Origin of the sequence: Shewanella sp. SM29 (assembly GCF_025654245.1) — a bacterium.
Lineage (GTDB): Bacteria > Pseudomonadota > Gammaproteobacteria > Enterobacterales > Shewanellaceae > Shewanella > Shewanella oncorhynchi.
Genome location: NZ_JAKKRN010000019.1, coordinates 16,448 through 41,623 on the forward strand (window position 1 = coordinate 16,448; position 25,176 = coordinate 41,623).

Consider the following 25,176-nt stretch of genomic DNA (forward strand, 5'->3'; position numbering starts at 1 on the left):
TTGAGTATTAATGAATATTTTTAGGGAGAAGTATGAGCTATTTAATGTTGGATTTACTGTCGTTGGACGTCAGTGAGGCTGAATCTGAGATGCTACGCCATCCACAGGTGGGTGGTTTAATCCTATTTTCCCGCAATTTTTCGAGCCGTGATCAGTTGATCCGTCTGGTACAACAGATACGCCAAATACGCCCAGAAATATTAATCGCCGTAGATCACGAGGGGGGCCGAGTACAACGTTTCCGTGATGGCTTTACCATTATTCCCGCCATGGGCGACATTTTACCCGCAGCAAAGGGCGATATGGTATTGGCCAAGCGTTGGGCCTGTGAGCTCGGTTTCTTGATGGCGATTGAATTACTGGCTTGCGATATCGACTTAAGTTTCGCGCCCGTATTGGACTTAAACGGCGTGAGCCAAGTCATAGGTAAACGCAGCTTTAGCCCAGAGCCCGCCGAGGTTATTACATTGGCCGAAAGCTTTATTGCTGGCATGGCCGCAGCTGGCATGGGCGCCGTGGGTAAACATTTCCCCGGGCACGGCAGTGTAGTGGCGGATTCGCACTACGAGAAACCCATTGATGATCGCGATGCCGAGGCGATTTTTGCAAAGGATATCCTACCGTTTAAAGAATTGATCGCAAAAGAGAAATTATTAGGCGTGATGCCCGCGCACGTGGTTTACCCTAAAGTTGACCCTAACTCTGCGGGCTTCTCTGAATACTGGTTAAAACAAGTGCTGCGTAAAGAACTTGGCTTTAACGGGGTGATTTTCTCTGACGATCTCGGCATGCAAGGCGCAGGATTTGCGGGCGATTACCGTGCAAGGGCCAGCGCCGCCTTAGCCGCAGGTTGCGACATGATTTTAGTGTGTAATGACAATGCGGGCGTGATGTCGCTGCTGGATGGCTTTACATGGCCTGCGAGCGCGCCACAGTATCCTGCGAGTTTACTTAAACCCAATGCCTCGCAAACGGCAGCGGCGCTCGATAATACGGCTCGTTGGGAAAATGCCAAGCAGCTTGCCGAGCAAATTTGTTTGGCTCAACAGGCGAAAGTTTGATGTAGCGCAAGGTGTGAGATCACTCTTTTGCTAGGGTTAGTTAATTCACTGTAATCAAAAATGATTAAAAGGCCTTGATATGATTTTCTATCTTCATGGATTTGATGCTACTAGCCCAGGTAATCACGAAAAAATGCGTCAGTTGCAATTTATTGACCCTGATGTGCGTTTGATCAGTTACAGCACCTTGCACCCTAAGCACGACATGCAACACTTGCTCAAGGAAGTCGCTAAGCAAATGCAGCATAGCGACGATCCCGCGCCGTTAATGGTTGGCGTGGGACTCGGCGCTTATTGGGCCGAACGGATTGGATTTTTAAATGGTCTTAAATCAGTGCTGATTAATCCTAATTTGCACCCAGAAAATAATATGCAGGGCAAGATTGATCGCCCAGAAGAATATGCCGATATTGCCAATAAGTGCGTGTCGCAATTTCGTGAAAAGAATACTCACAAGGCCATGTGTATATTTTCGGTTAATGATGAGATGTTCGATAATCAGCAACTCGCCAGTGAATTAAGCGCCTATTATTCGATTGATTGGGATGACATTCAGCCCCACAAATTCCCCCAACTCGCCGCCCATCTCCCCAAAATAAAAGCCTTTAAGTTGGCTTGATTTATATCGATTGAATAAAAGTATCACTCCTCTTTTTATATTTAAGAGGGGAGTGGATTTATCTCATCGGCTATTCCGCCTTATGGTTTTGGCTTTCGTACTTCATGTGACGCACATTGCGACTGCGAATATGACTGTGGCTGTTGGGATATTTTTAAGCAGGGCACACTAAGGGCTCTAGATTGTAAAATCGACTGTATTGGTTTTGGACTTAAATGTGTAGGAAAGTAGTCTAGGCTGCGACTTTTGGTTTTGGTTTTAGGGGATTAGCGTTGGCTGGTATCTACGCATATAGGCTTGCCATGGCATTGACTCGCCGACTCGCAGCCAGTCCGTCCGTGGATGCTCGACCGCCCCGTCCATGGGGCGGACGGTCGTCTCGCCAATCACCATGGCTCACCTTTCGTGCATTCACGTAACCTGTAGATTTAAAAGACATACGCAACACACTCTTGGACATTGTGTGTTAGGACTTTTGCTCTACTATGTGAGTCTCGGATTAATATTTCTATGGACTAACGTCCCTGCTAACAGGAGAGCGAGCGAATCCAGTGAAGCTGATTGTTATGTATTTTCAATAGCCAAAAGTAGCGAGAAGTGCCGGAATATATGGAAGTAATTGCTGAGCGAGAACGGCACCCGATGCGCCTTCAAGAACACGCTGAATGGAAAGAAGACTTTCCTTTATGATTCCACCCTTTGGCATTTTCGAGCCAATTTGTGCTTCGACTGTAGCTATATCAGCTGAAATTTCTGAGTGCGCAGAATCATCCAAGTTCAGTTCTGGCAAGGCGTTTTTCAACTTTCCCATAAATTCATTAATCGCAAATTTTTCAGCATTTGTTATTTGTACTGTTTGGGTGCTATTTGTTGTTCCTTGTTGAATTACCGAGCCATGCATTTGATGAACATTAATTATATTCACGGGTGGAAAATACTGCGTTGGTTTATCTGGCTCAGTTACGGCTCTTTCAATTTCCACGACCCCTGCATGAGTAATCGACACGGCCATATTCACTGGATCGGCGAGGTATTCACCTTTCAGGTACTTCCAAATATCGTGAGTTTCCTGTGGCGTAACATCAAAGTGCTTAGCAACATCTTCTTTAGCAACCCTTTTAAGCTCACTTCCGTCGGTCAGTTCGTACAGCTTGTGCAAGAACAAATACCGTAGCTCTTTTTTTCGATTAATGTCGACCATGCTCAGACTCCGTTTTTATGCATAACGCTGGGGTCAGATTACACGCCCTTGTTATGTGCTTCATATTATATAGTTTCAATTATATCTTTTACATTACTCTGTGCTTGCTCAAGTATTTCTCTATAGACTCTAGCGACAATACATGAATAATCATTCGATTCAAACAATCGAAACACACTGGTTAGTAATGCCAAGCAATGACCTAGACTAAAATATTTATCAGGGCAACTATACTTTCCCAAATCAGTACTTTTATTGTGGACCCAGTGACGCCTTAGCGTATTCAAAGCCTTTAACTGAATATACAGATCACTATCAGTGACGTTAATTTGACCGAGATAAGTTTCTGCTAAATATTGGTATCTCACAACAGGCGAACATTTATTTTCTGCTTTAGTCTTAGATTCCTTTTCTATTACATAATCGTAATAGAATGCTTCAAGGGCCATTGCAGTGAACGTTTGAGCAATCAACCAACGTCCAGTCCAATTCGGGCAGTCAATATCTGCATTATCAATAGGTATTTCGTTAGGTGCGTACTTATGAACTAGAAATTTGAAGTCTTCAGCCCAACCGTTAGCTTGTAGGATTACAACTCGGAGAATCATCCCGAGTCCAGTTTCCCTGACTTGAACCAAATCACAATCTATTTCTTTTAACATATTCTCAAGTCCATACGAGAGTGATCACCAAATAACGCAAAATTCGTGACAGTATGAGGTCAATTGGAACGCTTGTTATAAATCTGAACTTTATAGATTTTGGTTGGCAATTTTGTCCATAAAACCAGAGACTAGAGCCAACGACTTTTTATTTTGACTAGCCTGCCTATACATGCACGCAGCGCGCCCAAAGCCCAATGCAGGTTCCTTTTCCTCATGAGAAAAGAATGCGCTCGAACTAAATTCAAATAAAATTCCTGCTACATTACGACCTGCGTTTTTGGCTGATACATCTTGCTGCTCTTTAGCGAAACCTGTAATTGCTTTTTGTATTTCCATGTCATACAAACGCACATCGCTAGTTGCTGTTACTGTGCCCTCAGGCAAAAGTACATCAGTCACGTCCATTGCTATCAAGCCATACTTATTTTTACGATTTAAACCAATGCGTGTATCAATCTGGTTTGATGCTTCTTTAATGCGAGTGGCTAACTTTTTCAAAGACTTTATACGTTTGCACTCTACGTACAATTTATCTTTATCAATAGTAACAACCACATCGCAATCATCTGTTAGATCCACTTCATAGCCGCCTTTGAGAAACCTAGAGGCAATATTCAGCTCAAACGCAAAATCTCGTGCAGGGTCATCATTCTGCCCCTTTTTGTTCTTTTTGATTGCTTCGGTACGTATGCTCTTACCTGACATAACATGCTTAATACGATCTTTTAAACCCTCGTGCTTACCATCTTTAAAAGTATTCCATAATCGGATGATCTGGCACGCCTCGGTCACTGCTTGCATGAAGTGATAAAAATCATCAATTAAGTCTCGTTCCGTAGGCGCTTTAGCTCCAGGGTTAACAAATGTTTTTAGCAGCCGCTCGTAGTCGCCCATTCGAGTACTTTTATATGGAAAACCCATCTCTTCGGATAGCCATTTACATGCTTCTGAAAACTCTTTTTTACGGTCTGTAAACTCTCCGTGATACATTGCCGTTTTACTTATTTCTAAGGTTGAAATATTCATAATCCTCCGAACTCAAGTGATTTATAACGATTAAGCTAACTGACGAAATGAGCGACAGTTGAGCGCATTTTTAGCCGTTACCACAGTTCTTTTTCATGTTTGCCAGCATTTTTTCATTGACCTTAATGCGAGTTTGGAGCTGCTTGCTGGTAAGTGAGCGCATTCTCATTGTGTCGATTGAGAAATTATACTCCCACCCATTTATCCAGCTCTTTTCATATGCATGTCTAATGGCTTCAGCATTAAGTGACTTTTGGTTGTCTTTTCGGACTCTCTTGACGGCTTGGAATATTAGGTCTGATGGCAGTCCTATAAATTTCTTAACGCAGCAATTGCCAACGGTTGCAAATTGACCGTTAAGCTTGTTTTGAAGGGTGCAAACTTCAATTATTGGGAAGTGACCGCACAAGCAGGTTTCCGGCTCCTCCGCTTCGTATATTTGATACAGGGACCACTCAAGCTTCGCCAGGTCCCAAATTGCTGCATTAGAACTTTTTAGGATCTCTTCCGTCAGTTTGTATTGGGACATTATGCCTCTTTGCAGCTAACGTTCGATTAGTGTTCATGCGCGTTACCAGTGAAAGCGCGCACAGTTAACTATCTGTATATAAATAACTTATCAGCTTTCTATCAAATACACCATCAGGAAAAACGCGCATGCGCGTTTTTCAAATCTATTAACCAAAAGTAGATTTAATTAATTGATTTTATGAGATTCTATCAGTTTGATTAATGCGTACTGATTTTGTCTTCAAATCACCCCCAAATATCTAAATTTAAATACGACTGTATACCCGCACATTGTTAGGCGATTTACTGTAAAACCAAACATTGAGTAAATAGATGAGAATTTGTATGGCAACTTGTTTGTAAGTTTGCTATTCACCTGCCGAGTGCTAGCAAGCTTTGGGGCAAAAGCTGTTTAGGGCTAATTTGTGTGCCACTACAGTTACAACAGTGACCGTTGGCGATATGGGTGCTCTTTCACATCTGACCCATAGGGATATGGGAAATGTCACTATGATGCCGGGAACATCATTGACCATGTGAACGCGGTATTTGCACTTCCGTGTGCTGCAGATGTTACCGTCGAGCCTATAGGGATACTTCTTATTAAATAAAAAATCGGCGAGTCACTGGGAAACAATGACAATTAATGCCGCACAGCTAGCTGTTTGCATCAGTTCTTGATGCCGGAATTCGTCATTAAGAATTTGCCTAAGATTGGCATTGTTGTACCTGTGACTATCTAAAAAGGATGCTTAGTCGCGCACTCTGGTGTTGCGCTGGATAGGCATAAATAGCCAAAGCATTTTATTTACTGGGTATGAAAGGGCATAATGCGGCGCTTACTATTTGTTTGAGATACAAGGAATAACCATGAAGTACTTGGTTAGCGTAGTTGCATGCTGTTTATTATCGGCCTGTTCTTTTGGGGATGCTGATGTTGAGTTTACGCCTGAAAAAGGGGAAGAGCGCTCGTATCAGCTGTATAGCACCACTAACATCACTGTAGACAATGGTCAGCGTACCGAAACGGTTAACGCCACGTCACATCAATTGCTGCGTTATAAGGTCCTCGAAACAGGCAAAAACAGTCGGTTTCAAGTGCATGTCGATTATATGAACATGCGCGATGGCCAAGGGAGCGGCGTCAGTAGTGGCCAGCGGGCCGATCGTAATCCAGAAATGCACGCTATTTTCTCGCAGGGGTTTGAATTTACGTTAAATCTAGACGATGGCAGCGTTAAAGAATTCAGTGCATTGAACAAACCGGTATGGCAGGCCCTGCTGGCTGAACGCGGCGCAGAGCTTGAGCAGGAACTGAAAAAGCTCTTTAGCTCATCGGCCTTCCTTAGCACCATACCCGCCAAAGCAGGGGCGGTCGTCGCGCTTCCTGCCTATCAAGACCACGCCAATGCCAAGCTTACTGTATTGCAAGTCACTGATACGCATGTGTTAGCCAAAGTTGAAAGTGGCGGCGAACAAGCCAAAATATACGGTCAGTTGATGTTAGAGCGTGAGCGGGGTTGGTTAGCGCAGTTAGCCTTAGTGGCGGAAGCGCCGTTTGAGCGCTACGGCTATAAGGGCACTGTGCGCAGCAACGTTATTATGTTGCCGCAGGAGCGCCAGTTGGGCGATCTGACGCAGTATTTAGGTTTTTATGATTTCCCAGTATTTGAGTATCAAAAACAACCTGACGTTGTGTTGGATAACGTCAATAAGACCTTAACCCAAGATGCTGTATTTGCCTATGATGCGGGCTACTTTTACCAGCAAGATGATTTATTAAAGCTGACTTATCAGTATGACTTTTCAGGTTTTAAACCCGAAGGCGGGTTTAGCTTAACCGATATCACAGCACACAGTGCGGATGGCACAGTACTGCCGCTGCAATTGAGCAAGGTAGGTAGTTATAGTTATCCAGAACAGGATGGTTTCCATCAGTCTGAGCAGCAGAATTTGCTTATCGGTTGGAATGCGCCGAATGACCTCTTAGCTCAGGTTGCTGAGTTTCGCGCGACTGCCCATTATCGCGGCGCGAAATTAGTCAAACTTAACCTGACCCCCGATCCCAGCAAAACTGTGGCCTTGCAATATGAAGATATACAGCTGGAACTCTCGCCAATCCCAGATAAACCATTCAGTTATTTGCTGAAATCGCGAGGCAGCACTGACAAATCTTGGTTATACCGGCGCTTTGACGGTGCCGAAGGCGCTATGGTGAAATATCTTTCACCGCCGCCCACTGGGCCGGATTGGTTAACCCCGGCAGAGCAAAATATGGTGGCGTTGGCCTCAGCTGCACAATATGAATCGATCACACAGTTTACCTTTCCCGCAGCGCCGCCCACGCTGACACTCTATGTGAATACTGTGGTTGACAGTGGTGAACTGACTAAGAACATTCGTTTTATTCCGACTCAAGATTACGCGCAAAATGTCGCCTATCCGCCGGCGCAGCAACAACTGCTTTATAGTGATGATATGTATGCGTCCTATGTTAATCAGCCGCAAGTTACTGCACCTGAAGACCCCGCCTTACTTGAGCCGCAAGTCGTGGCCAAATACGGCGTCAGTTTGCTGTTAACTTCCGAGCAAGCAGTAGTGTGCACGCTCAGTGTTGTCGATGCACCTAAGGTCAACGAGCACACACTGCAATGGACAAACACAAGCACTAACAACACGGGTTTTGGTGGAGGGCTGGATAAGTTTGTGCTGTACCAACTGACTAGCGCCGATGGGATCCGCCGCAATTTTTACGACATCAATGTCAGCAGCACTTTGGCCTGTACCGGTACGCCCAAATGGCAAGCGCTAGCGTATCAACCCGAGCAAAGCTGGTTGATTGATATCACTCAGTTGCCGAATGTTGATACCCATCAAACCGTGGCCGACTTTATGCGGCGCTATCGTTTTTTAAATGCGCAAAATTTACAGCTATCTCCTGCTATTCAAGGTGACAGCAGTGATTTTTATCAGCGTCCGTTGCAGCAAGTATTACGTGAGGAACGCTGGTTTGTACTGGCGGGGCGCGCAGCACAGATAGAGCAGCTGACGATAAGCGGCGAACCGGTCAATAAACAGTGGGTTAATGCATTCCCTGCGTTACCTTAAGGAGCAGAATATGAGAGTCTTATTACTATTATTTGCGCTACTTATGTCGTTTAATCTGTCGGCTGAGCGAATTTTACTCGACGAACTATGGCGGCTTAGCGATGTGCCTGGTGAAGCCATTTATTATCAGGAGCAAGCGCCGACAGAGCAAAATGGCGAGTGGCCGCTACAACTCTTTTATCTGGAGACGGATAAACCCGTTTTTAAGGGCTGCGTCAACAGTCCCAATTTAGCCGAGAGTTTTATCGTTGGTGATTTTGAGTTTTTCTATCCCGATGGTCAACTGTCTCGCAAGGGCAGTAGCGATGCACAAGGGCGTTATCAAGGCACGCATCTGCATTATTGGGAAGACGGAGCGCTCTCGGGAGAGTACCACTACCAGCATGGCCAGTTGCATGGAGATCAGAAAAGTTACCATACTAATGGTCAATTAAGGGAGCTTCAGCATCGTGTGAATGGTGCTGAATTAGGATTATCGCAAAGTTATTTTAACAATGGCCAGTTGCAAACACGCGTAACCTACGGCGCTAACGGTATGGAAGGGCTATATGAAAGCTTTCATAACAATGGTCAGCCGGAGCAAACCGTTAATATGGTGGCGGGAAAAAGAGAAGGCGAGCGACTGTATTGGACAAAAGACGGCTGGTTATACACTAAAGAGTTTTATCTTAAGGGGAAAATACACGGCGAAGTGTTGATTTACCGAGCTGCCGATGTGCTGCAAGAGATTAAACACTATGAGCATGATAAACAGGTGGGAAACCAGCAGCGTTTTGATGAACAAGGGCGGTTAGCAGAGCGGCAAAAGTATGATAAGGATGGTCGTGAAATTCAACATATTACCTATGATAATGCCGGTAACGTTGCGACCCAAACCGACACGCAATACTTCGCTAAAGGTCAGATTAGCACTGAACAGCGCTTCGATTCTGCGGGTAAGTTAACTTATCAATATCAGCAAGATACTACAAAAGACTGGAGCTTACGTCAGCGTTTTGATGCAGCTGGTGAGCTGATTGAACGTGATGAACAACTCAAGGGGCGATACGATGGCTTGTATATCGGTGCTGGTTGGAACGGTTATATCAGGCGGATAAACTACCGCAAAGGTCAAATGCACGGTGCATATCGAGAAGATAAGGCCGAGGACGGCGGCTTTGTCATCGGCCAATATCACTTAGGGTTAAAGTCCGGCAAGTGGGTCACAAAAAACGCGGATACGACGCGCAATGAGCAGTTTAACCAACAAGGTGAGCTGAGTGGTGAACAAACAGAAATCGCAGCCGATGGCACGATAATGCGTCGAGAGTTTTATAAAAACGCTAAGTTACATGGCGCGTATTTACTGCGTGGCTTTGATAAACAACTGCAAGCCCAAGGTCAGTATGTTAACGGTCAGCGCGAAGGCCAATGGCTGCTGCAAGATGAAAGCAGCTACAGCATGGTTAAGCTATGGCATGGCAACTATAAAGCTGGACACGAAGTGGGTCACTGGCAAGCCTTTTCCGCCAATGGTCATTTATTAGGGCAGGCCCAGTATGATGATAAAGGTCAATTGCAAGGTAAAGGCTATAGTTTTAATGAAGATGGCAGCCTGCTGCAAAGTGATGAGTATCTTGATAATCAACTGCACGGCAGGTCGGTGTACTACTTTAATGGTGAACCGTCATCCGAGTATCGCTATCAAAATGGTCAGATGATCAGCGAGTAGCACTTCATCACCTAATCACACAATCAAGCAAAAACCGACTAATTAGGTCGGTTTTTTGCTTTTTTGCATCTAGTTTGCTGCCTTGCTTTATCGTCAGGCATGTCATTAGAGGGGGACTTCTCAACCCCTCGTTTCGTGTTTACTAACTTGCCAGAACAAACACAATCTCAGCGTTAAACGTCAACATGCCTTTATACTTCTTTGGCTATCACAGGGGGTGTTTTTAAACATGAACAATGCAGATGGGTGTACGAGCTGATTTTCAGCTAAAAGCATTATATTCATTCGGGATGGATAGTTTTACTTTTCAAACTCTTGAAAATAATTATTTATTGTGTAAAGTAGCGACCCTTGCTATTTTGTAACAGAATGATACAGAGTTGCTGTTTTATTTGTCCATTTATTGGATATCCCTTTGCGTATGTCGCCCGACACAGCTAGCAGCAGTCTTGTTAGCTGTTTTTTTTTGCCTAAATTTAAATATTGTTTGTTTTTTGTTCTACAAATCCATAGGTTAACACTTAGCCTTTGGATAATTGCGGCTATGCTTATTTCTATAACAAGGTTCCGTGAAAAAGGAGCGTGAGATGAAGCGAGTATTAATTAATTTGACGGGAAAAGTGCAAGGTGTTGGTTGCCGTCATGCGACCCTGACTAAGGCCAGAGCCTTGGGCGTGACAGGATATGTAACCAATTGCCGCGATGGTAGTGTTGAAGTTCTCGCCCAAGGCAGTGACATTGCGGTTAATGCTTTAATTGCTTGGTGCGAAGTAGGTGTGCCTTGCACTGAGGGATTAACAGTAACAGTAGGAGAAGACGAGGCTGATGATATCTACCTCGATTTCTCCATCGTTCAGTCTTAATTTAAACGTACCGTGTTAACTTAACTGCACCGTTTTAACTTAAGAATTGTGCGGGTTGTGCGTTTGTTCAGTATTGGCCAACAGTCTGTATTGATTCGGCATTCTGATTATTTTGCATTGCACTGGGTTGCGCCATCTTGCGGATTTGGATCACCATGCCCATTTCGGGATGATCTAAATAATGGATTTCTTCACTCTTCACACGGCGGTTTTGCTCCAAAGGCACAGACATTAAAAATGGTGTCATGACTTTGGGTGCCGTGAGTGTTGCGCTGGTATCGGCCGCATCACTGGGTACGGCTGGCATTAACTTTCTGCCTTCTTTGCGCAAGTGCAATGCGGTTTCAATATACAAATAGTGGCTTAAATAGATATTCAGTGTGCCATCTAATTCCCATACTGGTGATACAGCAGGTGCAAGCATTGGCGTGCCATCGGCATTAATCATAGGCTCAGCTTGAGCTTGCTTAATGATTTTTCTGCCATCGAAGTGATAAGTACCTGAGAAATCTTTACCCGCAAATAAGCGTATGGGTACTGAGCCACTCTTACCACGCATAGGTTGTTGCCAAGCCATGTGCAGTAAACTGCGCGTACCACGTTCGCGGGAAATACTATTGATAATGCTCGCGAACTGACTTTGGCTGCGGGTTAACAATACTGGGTTGCCATTGGCTGTAGGATAACTGATCTGTGCGCTGCTGATTTCTGATGGGATCACCGGCGGGTAACGATATTCCACACTCGCAGGCGCGGCAGGCATAGGTTCTGACGTTGAGGTACCGTTTAAGGTTTCAGCGCAGTGGCTATTTGCATCGGCATCAAATACCAGTGTGCAAGGCGCAGATGCGCTGGGTATCGGCGTGATTGCTTGCGCGATAGCTGGGGAGATTAAGTCTATTGCGTTATCGGTTTTCGTCTTGTTCGGCGCATCAGGCCATTGTTCACTTGACTGACTTTGGCGTTCAAACACATAGACTTCAACCTCGAACCAAGCTTCTGCTTGGACGACCTGACTGTGTGATAGTGCAATGAGTGTAGCGATAGAGACCGCGAGTTTACGTAACACTATTTATCTCCAAGACGATGTTGCGATAATTGTTCTAGCAAGAGTTTCACTAAAGCGAGCCTGTCTTTACTGGTTTCGGCTGCAAGGCTGAACTTTAACTTATTCGGTCCTTCCATTCGATAGATTTGTGGCTGGCTTTGGAGTAATCCAATAATAAATACAGGATCTATGACATGATCATCACTAAATTCGATGCTGCCACCTTTACTGTGCACTTCTATTTTAGTCGCACCTAAGCGAGTCGCCTCATGTTTATAGAGGGTCATTTCCATTAAGTTACGCGTCGGTTCAGGTAATAAGCCAAAACGGTCGATCAATTCGACTTTTAACTCATCCAGCGCCGCCTGTGTTTCGCAGCCTGCGATGCGTTTATAGAGCGACAGACGAATATTTACGTCGCTCACATAGGCTTCAGGCAGTAGGGCGGGGATACGCAGTTCAATTTCGCATTGCTGATTGAGCATTTGCGCCAGTGACGGTTCTTTGCCTTGTTTTAAGGCTTTTACTGCCGCTTCGAGCATTTCCATGTACAAGCTAAAACCAATTTTCGAAATATGGCCACTCTGTTCATCGCCCAAGAGTTCACCTGCGCCGCGGATCTCTAAATCTTGGGTCGCCAGCATAAAGCCCGCACCGAGATCTTCAAGAGCATCAATGGCTTCTAAACGTTTGCGCGCATCTGGGGTCATACGTTTGGGATGCGGCGTCATCAAATAAGCGTAGGCCTGATGGTGCGAGCGTCCGACGCGGCCGCGTAATTGGTGTAACTGTGCCAGACCAAAGGTATCGGCGCGCTCAATAATAATGGTGTTGGCACTTGGGACGTCGATACCAGTTTCGATAATAGTGGTACAGACTAACACGTTGAATCTTTGATGGTAAAAGTCTGACATTACCCGTTCTAGATCGCGCTCACGCATTTGACCGTGGGCAACGACGACTCGCGCTTCAGGCAATAAATCGATAATGCCTTGGGCACATTTCTCAATACTTTCAACATTATTGTGCAGGTAATACACTTGGCCGCCACGGAGAATTTCCCGCAAAATGGCTTCGCGCACGGTTGCAGGATCGGATTCCCGCACAAAGGTTTTCACCGCTAAACGTTTGGCGGGCGGGGTGGCGATAATTGATAAATCGCGCATACCCGACATGGCCATGTTTAAGGTGCGCGGAATAGGCGTTGCGGTCAGGGTTAAGATATCCACGTTGGCGCGCAGCGCCTTGATTTTCTCTTTCTGACGCACACCGAATCTGTGTTCTTCGTCGATAATCAATAGGCCTAAGTTTTCAAACTTAGCCTCAGATTGCAGTAACTTGTGGGTACCGATAACGATATCGACTTTGCCTTCTTCCAATTGCTGCAGCACTTGAGTCTGCTCTTTGGCGGTACGAAAGCGTGACATCACTTCAGTGACCACGGGCCAGTCGGCAAATCTGTCTTTAAAGTTTTCATAGTGTTGCTGGGCAAGCAGTGTGGTCGGAACTAGCACGACCACTTGTTTGCCAGCGTTGACGGCCACAAAGGCGGCGCGCATGGCGACTTCGGTTTTACCAAAGCCCACATCGCCACAGACTAATCTGTCCATTGCGGTCGGCGATTGCATATCGGCTAACACGGCGATGATGGCGCTTTCTTGATCGACGGTTTCTTCGAAGGGGAAGCCGCGGGCGAATTGAGCGTATTCTTCTTCGTCAATTGCGCAGCTTTCGCCGGGACGCGCTTGGCGACGGGCATAGACATCGAGCAGCTCGGCCGCAACATCGCGGATTTTTTCAATCGCCTTTTTCTTGGCTTTAGCCCACGTCTCGTTGCCGAGTTTATTTAAGTGGGCGTCTTCATCGGCGCCAACACTGTAACGGCTGATGAGATGCAACGAAGACACTGGCACATACAGTTTGTCACCGCCAGCGTATTCTAATTGCAAGTATTCTGCGACCAGTCCACCCGTATCTAGGGTGACTAAGCCCCGATAAAGTGCAACGCCGTGTTCTAAATGCACTATGGGCTGGCCAACTTTGAGTTCGGCCAAGTTTTTAATCAGGGCATCATTACTGATCTGACGCTGTTTTTCACGGCGACGTTGCTGGGAAATACGATGGCCGAAGAGTTCAGTCTCACAAATGATACTGATACTTTCTTTGGCGCTGATCTGCAGCAAACAACCGCGTGACAGCGGCGACACGATAAGGCCTAACTTGGCATCACTTTGAATAAATTCATCAAAATGGTTAAACAGCGCAGGTTTTAACTGAATTTTAGCGAGCAATTCAAGCAGCGCTTCGCGGCGACCCTCGGACTCAGCGCTAAACAACATGCGTTTGGCGCTGCTGGCATAATCTTGCAGCGCTAGCAGCGGTTGCTTTAATTTATGATTGGCGCTGATGTCGGGCAGGGTACTGGCGGCAATAACAACCGCTTTCGTTGTTTCAGTGCCATCTGCTGGCACTTGCATTTGATAACGTGGCAGCGGTTTAAAGGCGGCAAATAACTCTTCTATGAGTAAATACAGTTCTTTAGGCGCCAGTAATGGCCGCAGCGGATCGACGCGTCTGTCTTGATAGCGATGCTCGACTTCTTGTAGATGGGCGCGCGCCGACTTTTCGATATCGCCTAAGGTGACGAGTTGAGTGTCCTTGGGCAAGTAATCGAATAGGGTGGCTGTGTCATCAAAAAATAGCGGCAGGTAGTTTTCGATCCCCGCCGGCATCAAGTTACGGCTCACTAGCTGATAAACCGATTCCGGCTCTTTGACTATGACCTCGAAACGGCGGCGGTATCTTTGCCTAAAACCTTCGATGGCCGAACTGTCGGTGGGGAATTCCTTTGCGGGCAATAGGCGAATCGAGTCGACAGGTTGCAATGAGCGTTGGGTTTCGGGATCAAAATGGCGAATGGTTTCCACTTCTTCATCGAATAGCTCGATGCGCAGTGGCATATTCATCCCGGTTGGGAAGATATCCAGAATCGAACCGCGAATGGCAAACTCGCCATGTTCATACACTTGCTCCACCGAATGGTAGCCAGTGTCGGTTAAATGCTGGCGTACATCGTGTAACTTGTAGCTATCCCCCTTTTTGAGCACAAACACGTTGGCGCTTAAATAGGCCTTAGGTGGCAGGCGTATCATCAAGGTGGTGACGGGCACGATAACGATATTTTGCTCAATCTGAGACAACTGCGATAGCGTTTCGAGTCGCTGGGAAATTAAATCCTGGTGGGGCGAAAAACTGTCGTAGGGCAAGGTTTCGCGGTCAGGGAATAATCTGACCTTAATGCCTGTTTTACTGAGCAAATAACTCAGCTCTAACTCTAAGCTTAAGGCACTTGGCGTGTCACTGGTGACGACTAAGGTCGTTCCCTTATGTTGACGCGCTAAATTGGCGAGTGTAACGGCTTGGCAAACGCCGCCCACGGTGGACAGAGTCTGAATTTGAGTGCCATTTTTGACGGCTGGCGGCGTTAGGGCTGATATGTGAGTCATTGGCGTGCGATAAACTGATTCATTCACAAAGAGTTGCAGACATTGTAGAGACTTGATGGCGTAGGTGCCAGAGAAAAGTCAGCGGCTATTGACGCTCGTCTCTGGCGAGTTTGCGTAACTTGAGTTGTTTCTGTTGCACATTGAGGCTGGCTTTGACTAATTGCTCCACGTCAGATTCAAGAATTTGACTGAATTCAAAGTCGGTTTGCCATTGTAGATGTTCAGGTTGAGTATGTTGCTCTGTACTGTCATTACGACTCATATTGCCTTCGGCTTGTGCTATTTTTTGTGCTTGAGTGGCAATGACTTTGCCAAAACAGAGAATGGCAACTAATTCGTCGTGAATAAACAGAGTAATTTTATAGTGGGAGCCAATGTCTAAGGCTGTTGGGGTGAGTAATCTCAGGCCACTGCCACCAAATTGGTTACCAAAGCATTTTTCGCCCTCTTGGGTTTCTTTTTCTAATACATGTTGCAGCACTAGATCTACTTTGCGGGATTGCAGCTTTAAAAAATCCACGACAACTTTTGCCTCGTTATCTAAATGGCGCAGCTGTAGCAAGCAGTTAGCTTCGAGTGTTTTGACTTCGCTGAGCAGTTGAATGCCTAATGATTGCATTGATCTCAGAGCCATTTCTGAGGGTAATGGCTGGGAACTCGGCCATTGGCTTAGGTAGGCGGTAAAGTGGTGAGGCACACTAAAATACGGATTGGTGTCAGTGAACAAGGCTTGCCTCTTTATTTATAGGACCAATACCCCTATTATCGTGCCCATCTTCATGATTTAGCAAGTTCAGCACACAGGACGCAACCCTCTTTCAATGAATCCAGGATTCCCTTTCTATATTGGTTACCGTTATTGGCGGGCCAAAAAAGCGAACGCGTTCGCGTCGTTCATTACCTTATTTGCCGTTTCGGGCATTTTTTTAGGCGTTGCAGCCTTGATCGTTGTCAGCTCAGTGATGAATGGCCTTGAAGGCCAACTTAAGCAACGTATCTTAGGTGCAGTGCCACAATTAACCCTTTATAGCGAAGCGCCATTAGTCGATTGGACAAAGCAGGCGAGTGCGCTTAAAGCCTTACCGGGGGTGTTAGGCATTACACCGAGCGTGTCGACGCAGGCCATGGTGCAATCTGCGTCGAATATTCGCGCTGTGCAGGTTTATGGGGTGTTTCCCGAATTAGCACAAAAGTTATCCTCCGTTGCGCAGCATACTTACTCAGGTGCATTTGAACAGTTGGCGAGTGGCGACTTCAAGGTGATTTTAGGATCTGAGCTCGCACGGCAACTCAAAGTTGCTCCCGGTGATACGGTACGATTATTGAGTGGCGATGGTGTGGTGTACTCCCCATTAGGCCCAGTTCCGAGTCAACGTAAGTTCTTGGTATCTGGCATTTTTGAAATGGGCTCTCAGGTTGATGCCGGCGTTGCATATATCCATTATCAAGATGCAAAACGTCTAATGCGCCAACCGAGTGAGGCTATTGATCAGCTTAGACTCTATTTAACCGATCCCTTTAGCGCGCCCGCTTTAGCGTCTAAAGTGCAGGATGTTCTCGCTAAACAAGATATTAAGGTAACAACCAGCGATTGGCGTGATACCTATGGTCACTTGTTTGGTGCGGTAAAAATGGAAAAGAACATGATGTCGCTGATGCTGAGCCTGATTGTGGCCGTGGCCGCATTCAATATTGTTTCGGCGCTAGTGATGATGGTGGTCGATAAAACCACGGATGTGGCAGTGCTAAAAACCCAAGGTGTAACCACGCCCGCCGTGATGGGCATTTTTGTGGTGCAGGGTTCGCTCAATGCAGTACTCGGTTTAGTGCTTGGGCTCGCGGTAGGTATACTTATCACCTTGAATCTGAATGGCATTATGACGACCTTAGGCATTTCGATTTTAGGTGCGGGACAGAGTTTGCCAGTAAAACTGGAGTTGATGCAGTTGTCAGTGATCGTGATAGGCACGCTATTGGTCACCTTGTTGGCGACCTTATATCCCGCGCTGCGTGCGGCCAGTGTGCAACCCGCAACTGCGTTGAGATACGAGTAACCCGTGAGCTTTTATGATTAGTCGTCACCCATGGGCATTCATCCGTGAGTGATGGTTTGCCAAGATGAAAATAATTTAATGTATTGATTTAATGAAATAAATCGATGCCAAAGCATGTTTAAGAGAGAACTTCAATGCAAGACGTGTTACTGCAAGTGCAGAGTGTCAGTAAGAGTTACCATGATGGCGCCGTGACCACGCAAGTGTTGTCTAATGTCGATTTGCAGGTGTTTAAGGGCGAGCAGTTGGCGATTGTCGGCAGCTCAGGCTCAGGTAAGAGCACACTGCTGCATATTATGGGCACTTTGGATGAGCCAACCGCGGGCAAAGTCTTGTTGCTAGGCGAAGATTTATACCAAGTGTCTAGTGCGCGCCAAGCGCAGATCCGCAATCAAGATCTCGGCTTTATTTATCAATTCCATCATTTATTGCCTGAATTCACTGCGCTAGAAAATGTCGCTATGCCGGCATTTATTCAAGGTAAAGACCGTAAACAAGCACTCGCCGATGCCAAAGTCTTATTGGAGCGGGTAGGGCTAGGCCATCGCATGACTCACATCCCCGCCGAATTATCGGGCGGCGAACGTCAGCGTGTCGCTATCGCAAGGGCGTTGATTAATAAACCTAAGTTAGTGCTGGCCGATGAACCTACGGGTAATTTAGATGCTAACAGTGGCGATGCGGTTTATGAGTTGATCCGCGAGCTGGCCGATCAGTTAGGCACGGCGTTTGTGGTGGTGACCCATGATCATAAATTGGCTGCCCGTATGGACCGCCAACTGATGATGAAAAACGGTTACTTGCAATTAGCGGCGGAAACCCAAGTATGAAAGGACCGTTAGCCCTATCCATTGGTTGGCGTTTTTATCGCGCCCGCCAATCCAACAGTTTTATTAGTTTTATTTCCTTTGCATCGACTGCCGGTATCGCTTTAGGTGTGGCGGTATTGATCATAGTTCTGTCTGCAATGAATGGTTTTGAGCGCGAGCTAGAGCAAAGATTACTGGGTGTAGTGCCGCAGGCGGACATTGTCGGGGTGGACGAACCTATCGTCAATTGGCAGAGTGTTGCGCAAGGTGCACTACAAATTGAAGGTATTCGTGGTGCTGCCCCCTTTATTCGCATGCAAGGTTTAGTGCAGAAGCCTGGTGGTTTTCAAGGCTTAGCCGTGGTGGGTATTGATCCGAAAGAAGAAACGAAGGTTTCAACTTTGTCACAGTTTATGAGTGATGCAAGCTGGCAGAGTCTGAGCCAAGATGAGAATCATATCGTCCTTGGCGAGAGTTTATTGACTAAGTTGGGGCTTGAGGTGGGTGATACGCTGGCCTTATATGTGCAGGATATCGATCCCGACGCGGCAGGCAGTTTACGTGCGGCGAAGAGCCATCGTTTTGTGGTGTCAGGCACCTATCATCTGGGCGGCGAGCTTGAACTGACAACCGCTTATATTCCATTGCAATACGCGGCGCAGATCTTGAACATGAATAACGGTGTAACGGGTGTGCGTATTAGCGTCGATAAAGTGTTTGATGCACCAGTAAAAGTGCGCGAACTCGGTTATGCGCAAAAGCAGTCTGTGTATATCAGTGACTGGACACGTACCCAAGGGCATTTATATCAAGATATTCAGTTAGTTCGTACTGTGATGTATTTAGTTCTAGTGTTGGTGATTGGTGTGGCCTGCTTTAACATCGTCTCCACCTTAGTGATGGCGGTGCGGGATAAAGCGTCCGAAATTGCGATTTTGATGACCATGGGCCTGAGTCGTTTGGCTGTGATGGGGATTTTCATGGTGCAGGGCGCGTTAAATGGTCTGCTTGGCTGTGGTCTTGGCGGCATTATTGGCATTAGTGTGGCGCTGAATTTAAGTGCGATTGCGAGCTCAGTTGAGCAGTTACTCGGTATTCAACTGCTCTCGGCCGATGTTTACTTTGTCGATTTTTTACCGTCTGAGTTGCATGTTTCGGATGCAGTACTGGTGATTGTGATGGCGTTTGTGATGAGTTTAATCGCGACTTTGTATCCCGCTTGGAAGGCGAGCCAAATTGCACCAGCACAAGCGTTAGCGGGTAGATAACTGGATAAGTGGTTGTTCGTCCTGTTAGCCGATTTGGGCTGAAATCAGTGCAGATGTTTTCAGGACACTCCTTTCTTCCCAATGACTATTGCTTAATTACTATACTATTTCTAAATACGAAATTGTGGCGACTGAGGACTTGATGACTCGAGTACTTAAGGCTTTAGAATGAAAACCACATAAACAAAAAGGCCAGTGGGCGCTCTTAAAGAGATTACCACTGGCCTTTTTTGTATCTGTTTTATGCGTTTATTTAAAGCTAAGTGTTAATCTTGATTAACGCTTTAAGCCTTCGTTCAATAATGGACGCATGATCTTCACTAATTCTGTGGTCACCTTAGGTGAGCCAGCAACGATGTTGCCCGAAACCAAATAGTTATGGTTGCCAGTAAAATCAGTCACTGTACCGCCTGCTTCGCGGCAAATCAGATCGCCAGCAGCGATGTCCCATGGCTTTAAGCCGATTTCAAAGAAACCGTCCAAACGACCCGCGGCAACATAGGCTAAATCTAATGCGGCAGAACCTGCGCGACGTAAGTCAGCACATTGGCCGAAGACTTCGCCGAAAATAGCCATGTAAGTTTCAGTGTGTTGACGCGCTTTGAATGGGAAGCCAGTACCAATCATGGTAGGCGCTAATTCATTCACGTTGGTCACACGCAGACGGAAATCATTGAGTTTGGCGCCTTTACCACGTACAGCGGTAAAGAGTTCTTCACGGACAGGATCGTAAACAACGGCAACTTCAGTCTTGCCTTTGTATTGCAGAGCGATTGAAACCGCGAAGTGGGGAATGCCTCTAACAAAGTTGTTAGTGCCATCCAGAGGGTCGACTATCCAAACATAGTCTTTATTCTCACCGCGGTTTTCGCCTTTCTCTTCACCCACGATAGTGTGATCAGGGTAAGATTTACGAATTTGGTAAGTAATTGTCGCTTCTGCTTCCTTGTCTACACTGGTAACAAAATCGTTGATACCTTTTGAACTGACTTCGATACGGTCAAGTTCAGTATAGGCGCGCATAATAGTTTGGCCGGCCGCGCGGGCAGCGCGTACAGCAATCGTCAGCATCGGATGCATTGCAATCCCCTGGATGTTAAAGAACGTTAAAATAGCGGGCGGTATTATACTCGATTTGATAGTTATATCAAATACCGATTTTCATATAAGCATTCGGCAATGGCTGTGATAATATTCGTCCCCAACGTTTTATGAATTAAATTAAGTTGTTTCATGCTAAGTAATATTCGAGTGGTTTTAGTGGGGACTTCGCACCCCGGCAATATTGGTTCTACTGCCAGAGCGATGAAGACTATGGGTCTGTCTACTCTGTATCTTGCAGAACCCCGGGTTGAACCCGACGGTCATTCCATAGCATTAGCCGCGGGTGCATCGGATATTCTGAAACATCTTGTGAAAGTGGATTCACTTGCTGAAGCGATTGCCGATTGCAGTCTAGTGATTGCAACCAGCGCGCGCAGTCGCACCTTAGACTGGCCCATGTTAGAGCCAAGACAAGCTGGGGTGAAATTAGCGACCGAGGCACTTAAAGGCCCTGTTGCGATTGTGTTTGGCCGTGAAAACCATGGTTTAAGCAATGAAGAGCTGCAACAGTGCACTTATCATGTGGCTATCCCTGCAAATCCAGAGTACAGCTCGCTTAATCTGGCACAAGCCGTACAAATCATTTGTTATGAAACCCGCGTTGCCCATCTCGCGCAAAAAGAAGTGGCCGAAGAAGAGCTGACTGAGTATCCCTTGGCTGCCGATCAGGAACGTTTTTTCGCACACCTTGAAACGACACTGTTATCAACAGGATTTATCATCAAGAACCATCCTGGACAAGTGATGATGAAACTTCGCCGCTTGTTTAGTCGTGCACGGATTGAGAGTCAGGAAATGAATATCCTCAGGGGTATTTTGACGTCAATTGAGAAAGTGGCGGGTGCTAAAGAAAAATAGCCAAACCTTAATAATTAACACTAATCGCGAAGGATAAACAATGGGCGTGATAGCTAGGCTAAAAGAAGATATTGAATCTATATATCACCGTGATCCTGCGGCGCGTAGCGCGTTTGAGATCTTGGTTAACTATCCAGGCATGCATGCCATTTGGTTGCATCGGATAAGCCATAAGCTATGGAAGCGCGATTGGCGCTTAACGGCACGTTGTTTATCGACGTTTTCCCGTTGGTTGACAGGGGTTGAAATCCATCCTGGTGCAACCATAGGTCATCGATTTTTTATCGACCACGGTATGGGCGTTGTGATAGGTGAAACGGCTGAGATTGGTGATGATTGCACTCTTTATCACGGTGTCACGCTTGGTGGAACCACCTGGCAGGCGGGGAAACGTCACCCGACGTTAGCCAATAACGTGGTGGTGGGCGCAGGGGCAAAAATCCTCGGTCCTATTACCATGCACGATGGTGCGCGTGTGGGTTCGAATTCTGTTGTGGTGAAAGATGTGCCCAAAGATACCACGGTTGTGGGGATTCCTGGGCGCGTGGTGGCTACACCGTCACCGCAATCGAAAGAGAAAACTGAACGCCGCAGCGCGATGGCAAAAAAATATGGCTTCGATGCGTACGCGGTATCACCGGATAATCCCGATCCGGTGGCCAATGCAATAGGGCAGATGCTCGATCACATGCATTTGATGGACTCGAAAGTTCAAGAGTTGTGTCAAGCCATTCAAGGGCTGGGTGGCAATGTCTGCACTGAAAAGCTGCCAGAGCTGGATATGGGCGAGTTTAATGATGCAGAAAAAGCGGCAGCGGAAAAACGCCATAGTGCATTAGATGAGTTTGATCCGAGTATCTAAGTTTCAAGAAATGGTTCAACGAAATGATTTAACTTAGTGGTCTAACTTGCTTAAGGGCTGACCCTCACAAGGGTTTCGTTTAGCGTTTTACTTTAGCTCATCCTGTTGTAAAGGCGCATATTGCGATCAAACCTGAGTTTGATCGCGCCATAGTACCGAGATCACTTTTATCCTGCGTTTATATCGTGCTAGATGTCGATTAATTGGCGCTTTAGCATTGAATCTTAGGCTAGAAAAAGGTTAAATACCCCACCAAGATGAAAGGGTATTGGTTATGTGCACACTCATATACTTGAGTGTTTTAGTAGGTTTTAATACTTGACTGAATTACTCGGGTATGTTGAAATAATGCATACCTGTTCGGGAGCTATGGTAGTTATGAAACTTACATCAAAAGGTCGTTATGCAGTAACCGCTATGCTAGATGTGGCAATCCACTCAGCATCGGGACCAGTTCCCTTAGCGGATATCTCTGAAAGACAAGGGATTTCGCTTTCCTATCTGGAACAACTCTTCGCTAAGCTAAGAAAACACGGTTTAGTTGCCAGTGTACGTGGACCGGGCGGTGGTTATCGCTTAGGTCTAGAAGCCAATGATATTTCAGTCGGCATGGTTGTCCATGCTGTAGATGAGTCTGTCGATGCGACTCGTTGCCAAGGACTTGGCAATTGTCAGAGTGGAACTCGCTGTTTAACCCATTCACTTTGGGGCGATTTAAGCAAACAAATTTCCGATTTTTTAGATGGTATCAGTCTTGCCGGCTTGATGCAGAAGCGAGATGTGCAATTTATCTCACTTAAGCAAGACACTATGCAAAAGGAACAAAGAGTCAGTTTATAGCGGCACTTTGTTATATATAAAAATAATTTTTGTACGTTGTATGTAGCCTCTACCAGAGACTGCTCAGTACGGAGTGTGTTATGAAGCTTCCTATCTATTTAGATTATGCCGCCACCACGCCTGTTGATCCTAGAGTCGCGGAAAAGATGTTCCAATGCATGACAATGGACGGCATCTTTGGTAATCCGGCCTCACGTTCACACCGCTACGGCTGGCAAGCCGAAGAAGCGGTGGATATTGCTCGCAACCAAGTTGCCGAGTTAATTAACGCCGATCACCGCGAAATTGTGTTTACCTCTGGCGCGACGGAATCGAACAACTTAGCGATAAAAGGTGTTGCTCATTTCTATCACAAGAAAGGTAAGCACATCATCACCAGTAAGACTGAACATAAAGCAGTTCTCGATACTTGTCGTCAATTAGAGCGTGAAGGTTTCGAAGTGACTTACTTAGAGCCTGCTGCAAACGGCATCATTCCGATGGAACGTTTAGAAGCAGCGATGCGTGACGATACTATCCTTGTCAGCATTATGCACGTGAACAACGAAATCGGTGTTATCCACGATATCGATGCCATCGGTGAGCTATGCCGTTCAAAGGGCATCATTTTCCACATGGATGCGGCACAAAGTGCAGGCAAAGTACCTATCGATGTGCAAGCCACTAAAGTGGATTTGATCTCGATTTCTGGTCACAAAATGTATGGCCCTAAAGGTATCGGCGCACTATATGTTCGTCGTAAGCCACGCATTCGCTTAGAAGCGCAAATGCACGGTGGTGGTCATGAGCGTGGCATGCGTAGCGGTACGTTACCAACGCATCAAATCGTAGGTTTAGGTGAAGCTGCTGCAATCGCAAAAGCGGAAATGGCCTCTGATGATGCTCGTATCGGTGCATTACGTGACAAATTATGGAATGGCATCAAGCACATTGAAGAAACCTATATCAATGGTGATGCGATTGAGCGTGTTAGCGGTAGCCTCAACGTCAGCTTCAACTATGTTGAAGGAGAGTCGTTAATGATGGCACTGAAAGATTTAGCGGTTTCATCGGGTTCGGCTTGTACCTCAGCCAGCCTAGAGCCTAGCTACGTATTACGTGCGCTTGGCTTAAACGATGAAATGGCACATAGCTCGATTCGTTTCTCTATCGGCCGTTTCACAACCGAAGAAGAAATCGATCACGCTATCGAAGTAATTACTCAATCTATTGATAAATTAAGAGAAATGTCTCCTTTGTGGGAAATGTTTAAAGATGGGATCGACCTGAACCAAGTTCAATGGGCACATCATTAATTCTGACCTTTACAATAGATAATTTTGGAGCAGTACCATGGCTTACAGTGAAAAAGTGATAGATCATTATGAGAACCCACGTAACGTTGGTTCTTTTGATAAAAACGATCCTTCGGTCGTGACCGGTATGGTAGGCGCACCTGCTTGCGGTGACGTGATGAAACTTCAGTTGAAAATTGGTGCTGATGGCATCATTCAAGACGCTAAGTTCAAAACCTACGGTTGTGGTAGCGCGATTGCGTCTAGCTCACTGGTAACTGAGTGGGTTAAAGGCAAGACTATCGAACAAGCTGCGGCGATCAAAAATACGGATATCGCTGAAGAATTGGCATTGCCACCAGTGAAGATCCACTGTTCAATTTTGGCTGAAGATGCCATTAAAGCTGCTATCGACGAGTACAAATCGAAACAAGCTAAGTAACATCTGGAGTTAAGATGGCGATTACAATGACCCCAGCGGCAGCCGATCGTGTCAGATCTTTCTTAGTCAACCGAGGCAAAGGTGTAGGCCTGCGTCTCGGCTTAAGAACATCAGGCTGTTCTGGTATGGCTTATGTACTTGAGTTCGTTGATTCTTTAAATGATGACGATGAAGTGTTTGATATCGAAGATGTGAAAATCATCATAGATGCCAAGAGCCTTATCTATCTTCAAGGGATCGAGCTGGATTTTGTTAAAGAAGGGCTGAATGAAGGCTTCCAATTTAATAATCCTAACGCAAAAGGTGAGTGTGGTTGTGGTGAGAGTTTCACTGTTTAACCGCTAAAG

Annotated in this window: 23 protein-coding genes; 14 read left to right on the plus strand and 9 right to left on the minus strand. The window is 46.1% G+C overall.

Annotated features, from left to right (window positions below):
• The first annotated feature begins 32 nt into the window (after positions 1-32).
• Positions 33-1,061 (plus strand): beta-N-acetylhexosaminidase, encoded by a 1,029-nt coding sequence (gene nagZ / locus L5L77_RS13930; protein ID WP_131524457.1) that lies wholly within the window; start codon positions 33-35, stop codon positions 1,059-1,061.
• A 79-nt stretch (positions 1,062-1,140) separates the two neighbouring features.
• A complete protein-coding gene (ycfP, locus tag L5L77_RS13935; RefSeq protein ID WP_212601507.1) occupies positions 1,141-1,680 on the plus strand; it encodes an alpha/beta hydrolase YcfP in 540 nt (179 codons plus the stop codon).
• A gap of 283 nt (positions 1,681-1,963) precedes the next feature.
• Here the strand turns inward: ycfP and L5L77_RS13940 are convergent, their stop codons facing one another.
• From L5L77_RS13940 to L5L77_RS13960, 5 genes are all read right to left on the minus strand, one after another.
• Positions 1,964-2,119: a hypothetical protein gene (locus tag L5L77_RS13940; protein ID WP_263185424.1), complete on the minus strand. Its 156-nt coding sequence runs from the start codon at positions 2,117-2,119 to the stop codon at positions 1,964-1,966.
• Between the two features lie 135 nt (positions 2,120-2,254).
• Positions 2,255-2,881, minus strand: a complete 627-nt coding sequence (locus tag L5L77_RS13945) for a hypothetical protein (protein WP_168826262.1) — start codon at positions 2,879-2,881, stop codon at positions 2,255-2,257.
• A gap of 65 nt (positions 2,882-2,946) precedes the next feature.
• On the minus strand, positions 2,947-3,543 hold the full coding sequence (locus tag L5L77_RS13950; protein WP_263185425.1) for a hypothetical protein: 597 nt from the start codon (positions 3,541-3,543) through the stop codon (positions 2,947-2,949).
• A 90-nt stretch (positions 3,544-3,633) separates the two neighbouring features.
• Positions 3,634-4,572 (minus strand): hypothetical protein, encoded by a 939-nt coding sequence (locus L5L77_RS13955; protein ID WP_263185426.1) that lies wholly within the window; start codon positions 4,570-4,572, stop codon positions 3,634-3,636.
• A gap of 70 nt (positions 4,573-4,642) precedes the next feature.
• On the minus strand, positions 4,643-5,101 hold the full coding sequence (locus tag L5L77_RS13960) for a hypothetical protein (protein ID WP_263185427.1): 459 nt from the start codon (positions 5,099-5,101) through the stop codon (positions 4,643-4,645).
• Positions 5,102-5,952: 851 nt separating this feature from the next.
• Between L5L77_RS13960 and L5L77_RS13965 the strand changes: the two genes are divergently transcribed.
• From L5L77_RS13965 to L5L77_RS13975, 3 genes are all read left to right on the plus strand, one after another.
• A complete protein-coding gene (locus L5L77_RS13965; protein WP_263185428.1) occupies positions 5,953-8,190 on the plus strand; it encodes a hypothetical protein in 2,238 nt (745 codons plus the stop codon).
• Between the two features lie 10 nt (positions 8,191-8,200).
• The gene (locus tag L5L77_RS13970) at positions 8,201-9,901 is read left to right on the plus strand and encodes a toxin-antitoxin system YwqK family antitoxin (RefSeq protein WP_263185429.1); all 1,701 of its coding nucleotides are present in this window, start codon (positions 8,201-8,203) and stop codon (positions 9,899-9,901) included.
• A gap of 587 nt (positions 9,902-10,488) precedes the next feature.
• On the plus strand, positions 10,489-10,764 hold the full coding sequence (locus L5L77_RS13975; protein WP_028759808.1) for an acylphosphatase: 276 nt from the start codon (positions 10,489-10,491) through the stop codon (positions 10,762-10,764).
• A 67-nt stretch (positions 10,765-10,831) separates the two neighbouring features.
• Here L5L77_RS13975 and L5L77_RS13980 read toward each other — a convergent pair whose 3' ends face one another.
• From L5L77_RS13980 to L5L77_RS13990, 3 genes are all read right to left on the minus strand, one after another.
• On the minus strand, positions 10,832-11,833 hold the full coding sequence (locus tag L5L77_RS13980) for a peptidoglycan binding protein CsiV (RefSeq protein ID WP_263185430.1): 1,002 nt from the start codon (positions 11,831-11,833) through the stop codon (positions 10,832-10,834).
• A complete protein-coding gene (gene mfd / locus L5L77_RS13985) occupies positions 11,833-15,318 on the minus strand; it encodes a transcription-repair coupling factor (protein ID WP_263164790.1) in 3,486 nt (1,161 codons plus the stop codon). The genes L5L77_RS13980 and mfd overlap by 1 nt, the downstream gene beginning before the upstream one ends.
• An 85-nt stretch (positions 15,319-15,403) precedes the next feature.
• Positions 15,404-16,045: a hypothetical protein gene (locus L5L77_RS13990; protein WP_263172021.1), complete on the minus strand. Its 642-nt coding sequence runs from the start codon at positions 16,043-16,045 to the stop codon at positions 15,404-15,406.
• 94 nt (positions 16,046-16,139) lie between these two features.
• Here L5L77_RS13990 and L5L77_RS13995 point away from each other — a divergent pair, with 94 nt between their 5' ends.
• The 3 genes from L5L77_RS13995 to lolE all read left to right on the plus strand — a co-directional run bounded on the left by L5L77_RS13995 (position 16,140) and on the right by lolE (position 19,449).
• A complete protein-coding gene (locus L5L77_RS13995; RefSeq protein WP_263185431.1) occupies positions 16,140-17,372 on the plus strand; it encodes a lipoprotein-releasing ABC transporter permease subunit in 1,233 nt (410 codons plus the stop codon).
• A gap of 134 nt (positions 17,373-17,506) precedes the next feature.
• The gene (lolD, locus tag L5L77_RS14000) at positions 17,507-18,202 is read left to right on the plus strand and encodes a lipoprotein-releasing ABC transporter ATP-binding protein LolD (protein WP_028759813.1); all 696 of its coding nucleotides are present in this window, start codon (positions 17,507-17,509) and stop codon (positions 18,200-18,202) included.
• Positions 18,199-19,449 (plus strand): lipoprotein-releasing ABC transporter permease subunit LolE, encoded by a 1,251-nt coding sequence (gene lolE, locus L5L77_RS14005; RefSeq protein WP_105252620.1) that lies wholly within the window; start codon positions 18,199-18,201, stop codon positions 19,447-19,449. Before lolD ends, lolE begins: the two co-directional genes overlap by 4 nt.
• Positions 19,450-19,725: 276 nt before the next feature.
• On the opposite strand, the gene suhB is transcribed toward lolE, so the two are convergent.
• Complete coding sequence (gene suhB, locus L5L77_RS14010; RefSeq protein WP_028759815.1) at positions 19,726-20,529, minus strand: inositol-1-monophosphatase; 804 nt, start codon at positions 20,527-20,529, stop codon at positions 19,726-19,728.
• Between the two features lie 153 nt (positions 20,530-20,682).
• Here suhB and trmJ point away from each other — a divergent pair, with 153 nt between their 5' ends.
• The 6 genes from trmJ (at position 20,683) to iscA (ending at position 25,167) form a co-directional block, all read left to right on the plus strand.
• Positions 20,683-21,411, plus strand: a complete 729-nt coding sequence (gene trmJ, locus L5L77_RS14015; protein ID WP_263185432.1) for a tRNA (cytosine(32)/uridine(32)-2'-O)-methyltransferase TrmJ — start codon at positions 20,683-20,685, stop codon at positions 21,409-21,411.
• Positions 21,412-21,451: 40 nt separating this feature from the next.
• Complete coding sequence (cysE, locus tag L5L77_RS14020; RefSeq protein ID WP_028759817.1) at positions 21,452-22,273, plus strand: serine O-acetyltransferase; 822 nt, start codon at positions 21,452-21,454, stop codon at positions 22,271-22,273.
• 378 nt (positions 22,274-22,651) lie between these two features.
• Complete coding sequence (gene iscR / locus L5L77_RS14025) at positions 22,652-23,113, plus strand: Fe-S cluster assembly transcriptional regulator IscR (protein ID WP_006081858.1); 462 nt, start codon at positions 22,652-22,654, stop codon at positions 23,111-23,113.
• Positions 23,114-23,193: 80 nt separating this feature from the next.
• A complete protein-coding gene (locus L5L77_RS14030; protein ID WP_113940595.1) occupies positions 23,194-24,408 on the plus strand; it encodes an IscS subfamily cysteine desulfurase in 1,215 nt (404 codons plus the stop codon).
• Positions 24,409-24,445: 37 nt separating this feature from the next.
• A complete protein-coding gene (gene iscU / locus L5L77_RS14035) occupies positions 24,446-24,829 on the plus strand; it encodes a Fe-S cluster assembly scaffold IscU (protein WP_006081856.1) in 384 nt (127 codons plus the stop codon).
• A gap of 14 nt (positions 24,830-24,843) precedes the next feature.
• Entirely contained in the window at positions 24,844-25,167 is a 324-nt protein-coding gene (gene iscA / locus L5L77_RS14040; protein WP_006081855.1) for an iron-sulfur cluster assembly protein IscA, read from the plus strand.
• The last annotated feature ends 9 nt before the right edge of the window (positions 25,168-25,176 follow it).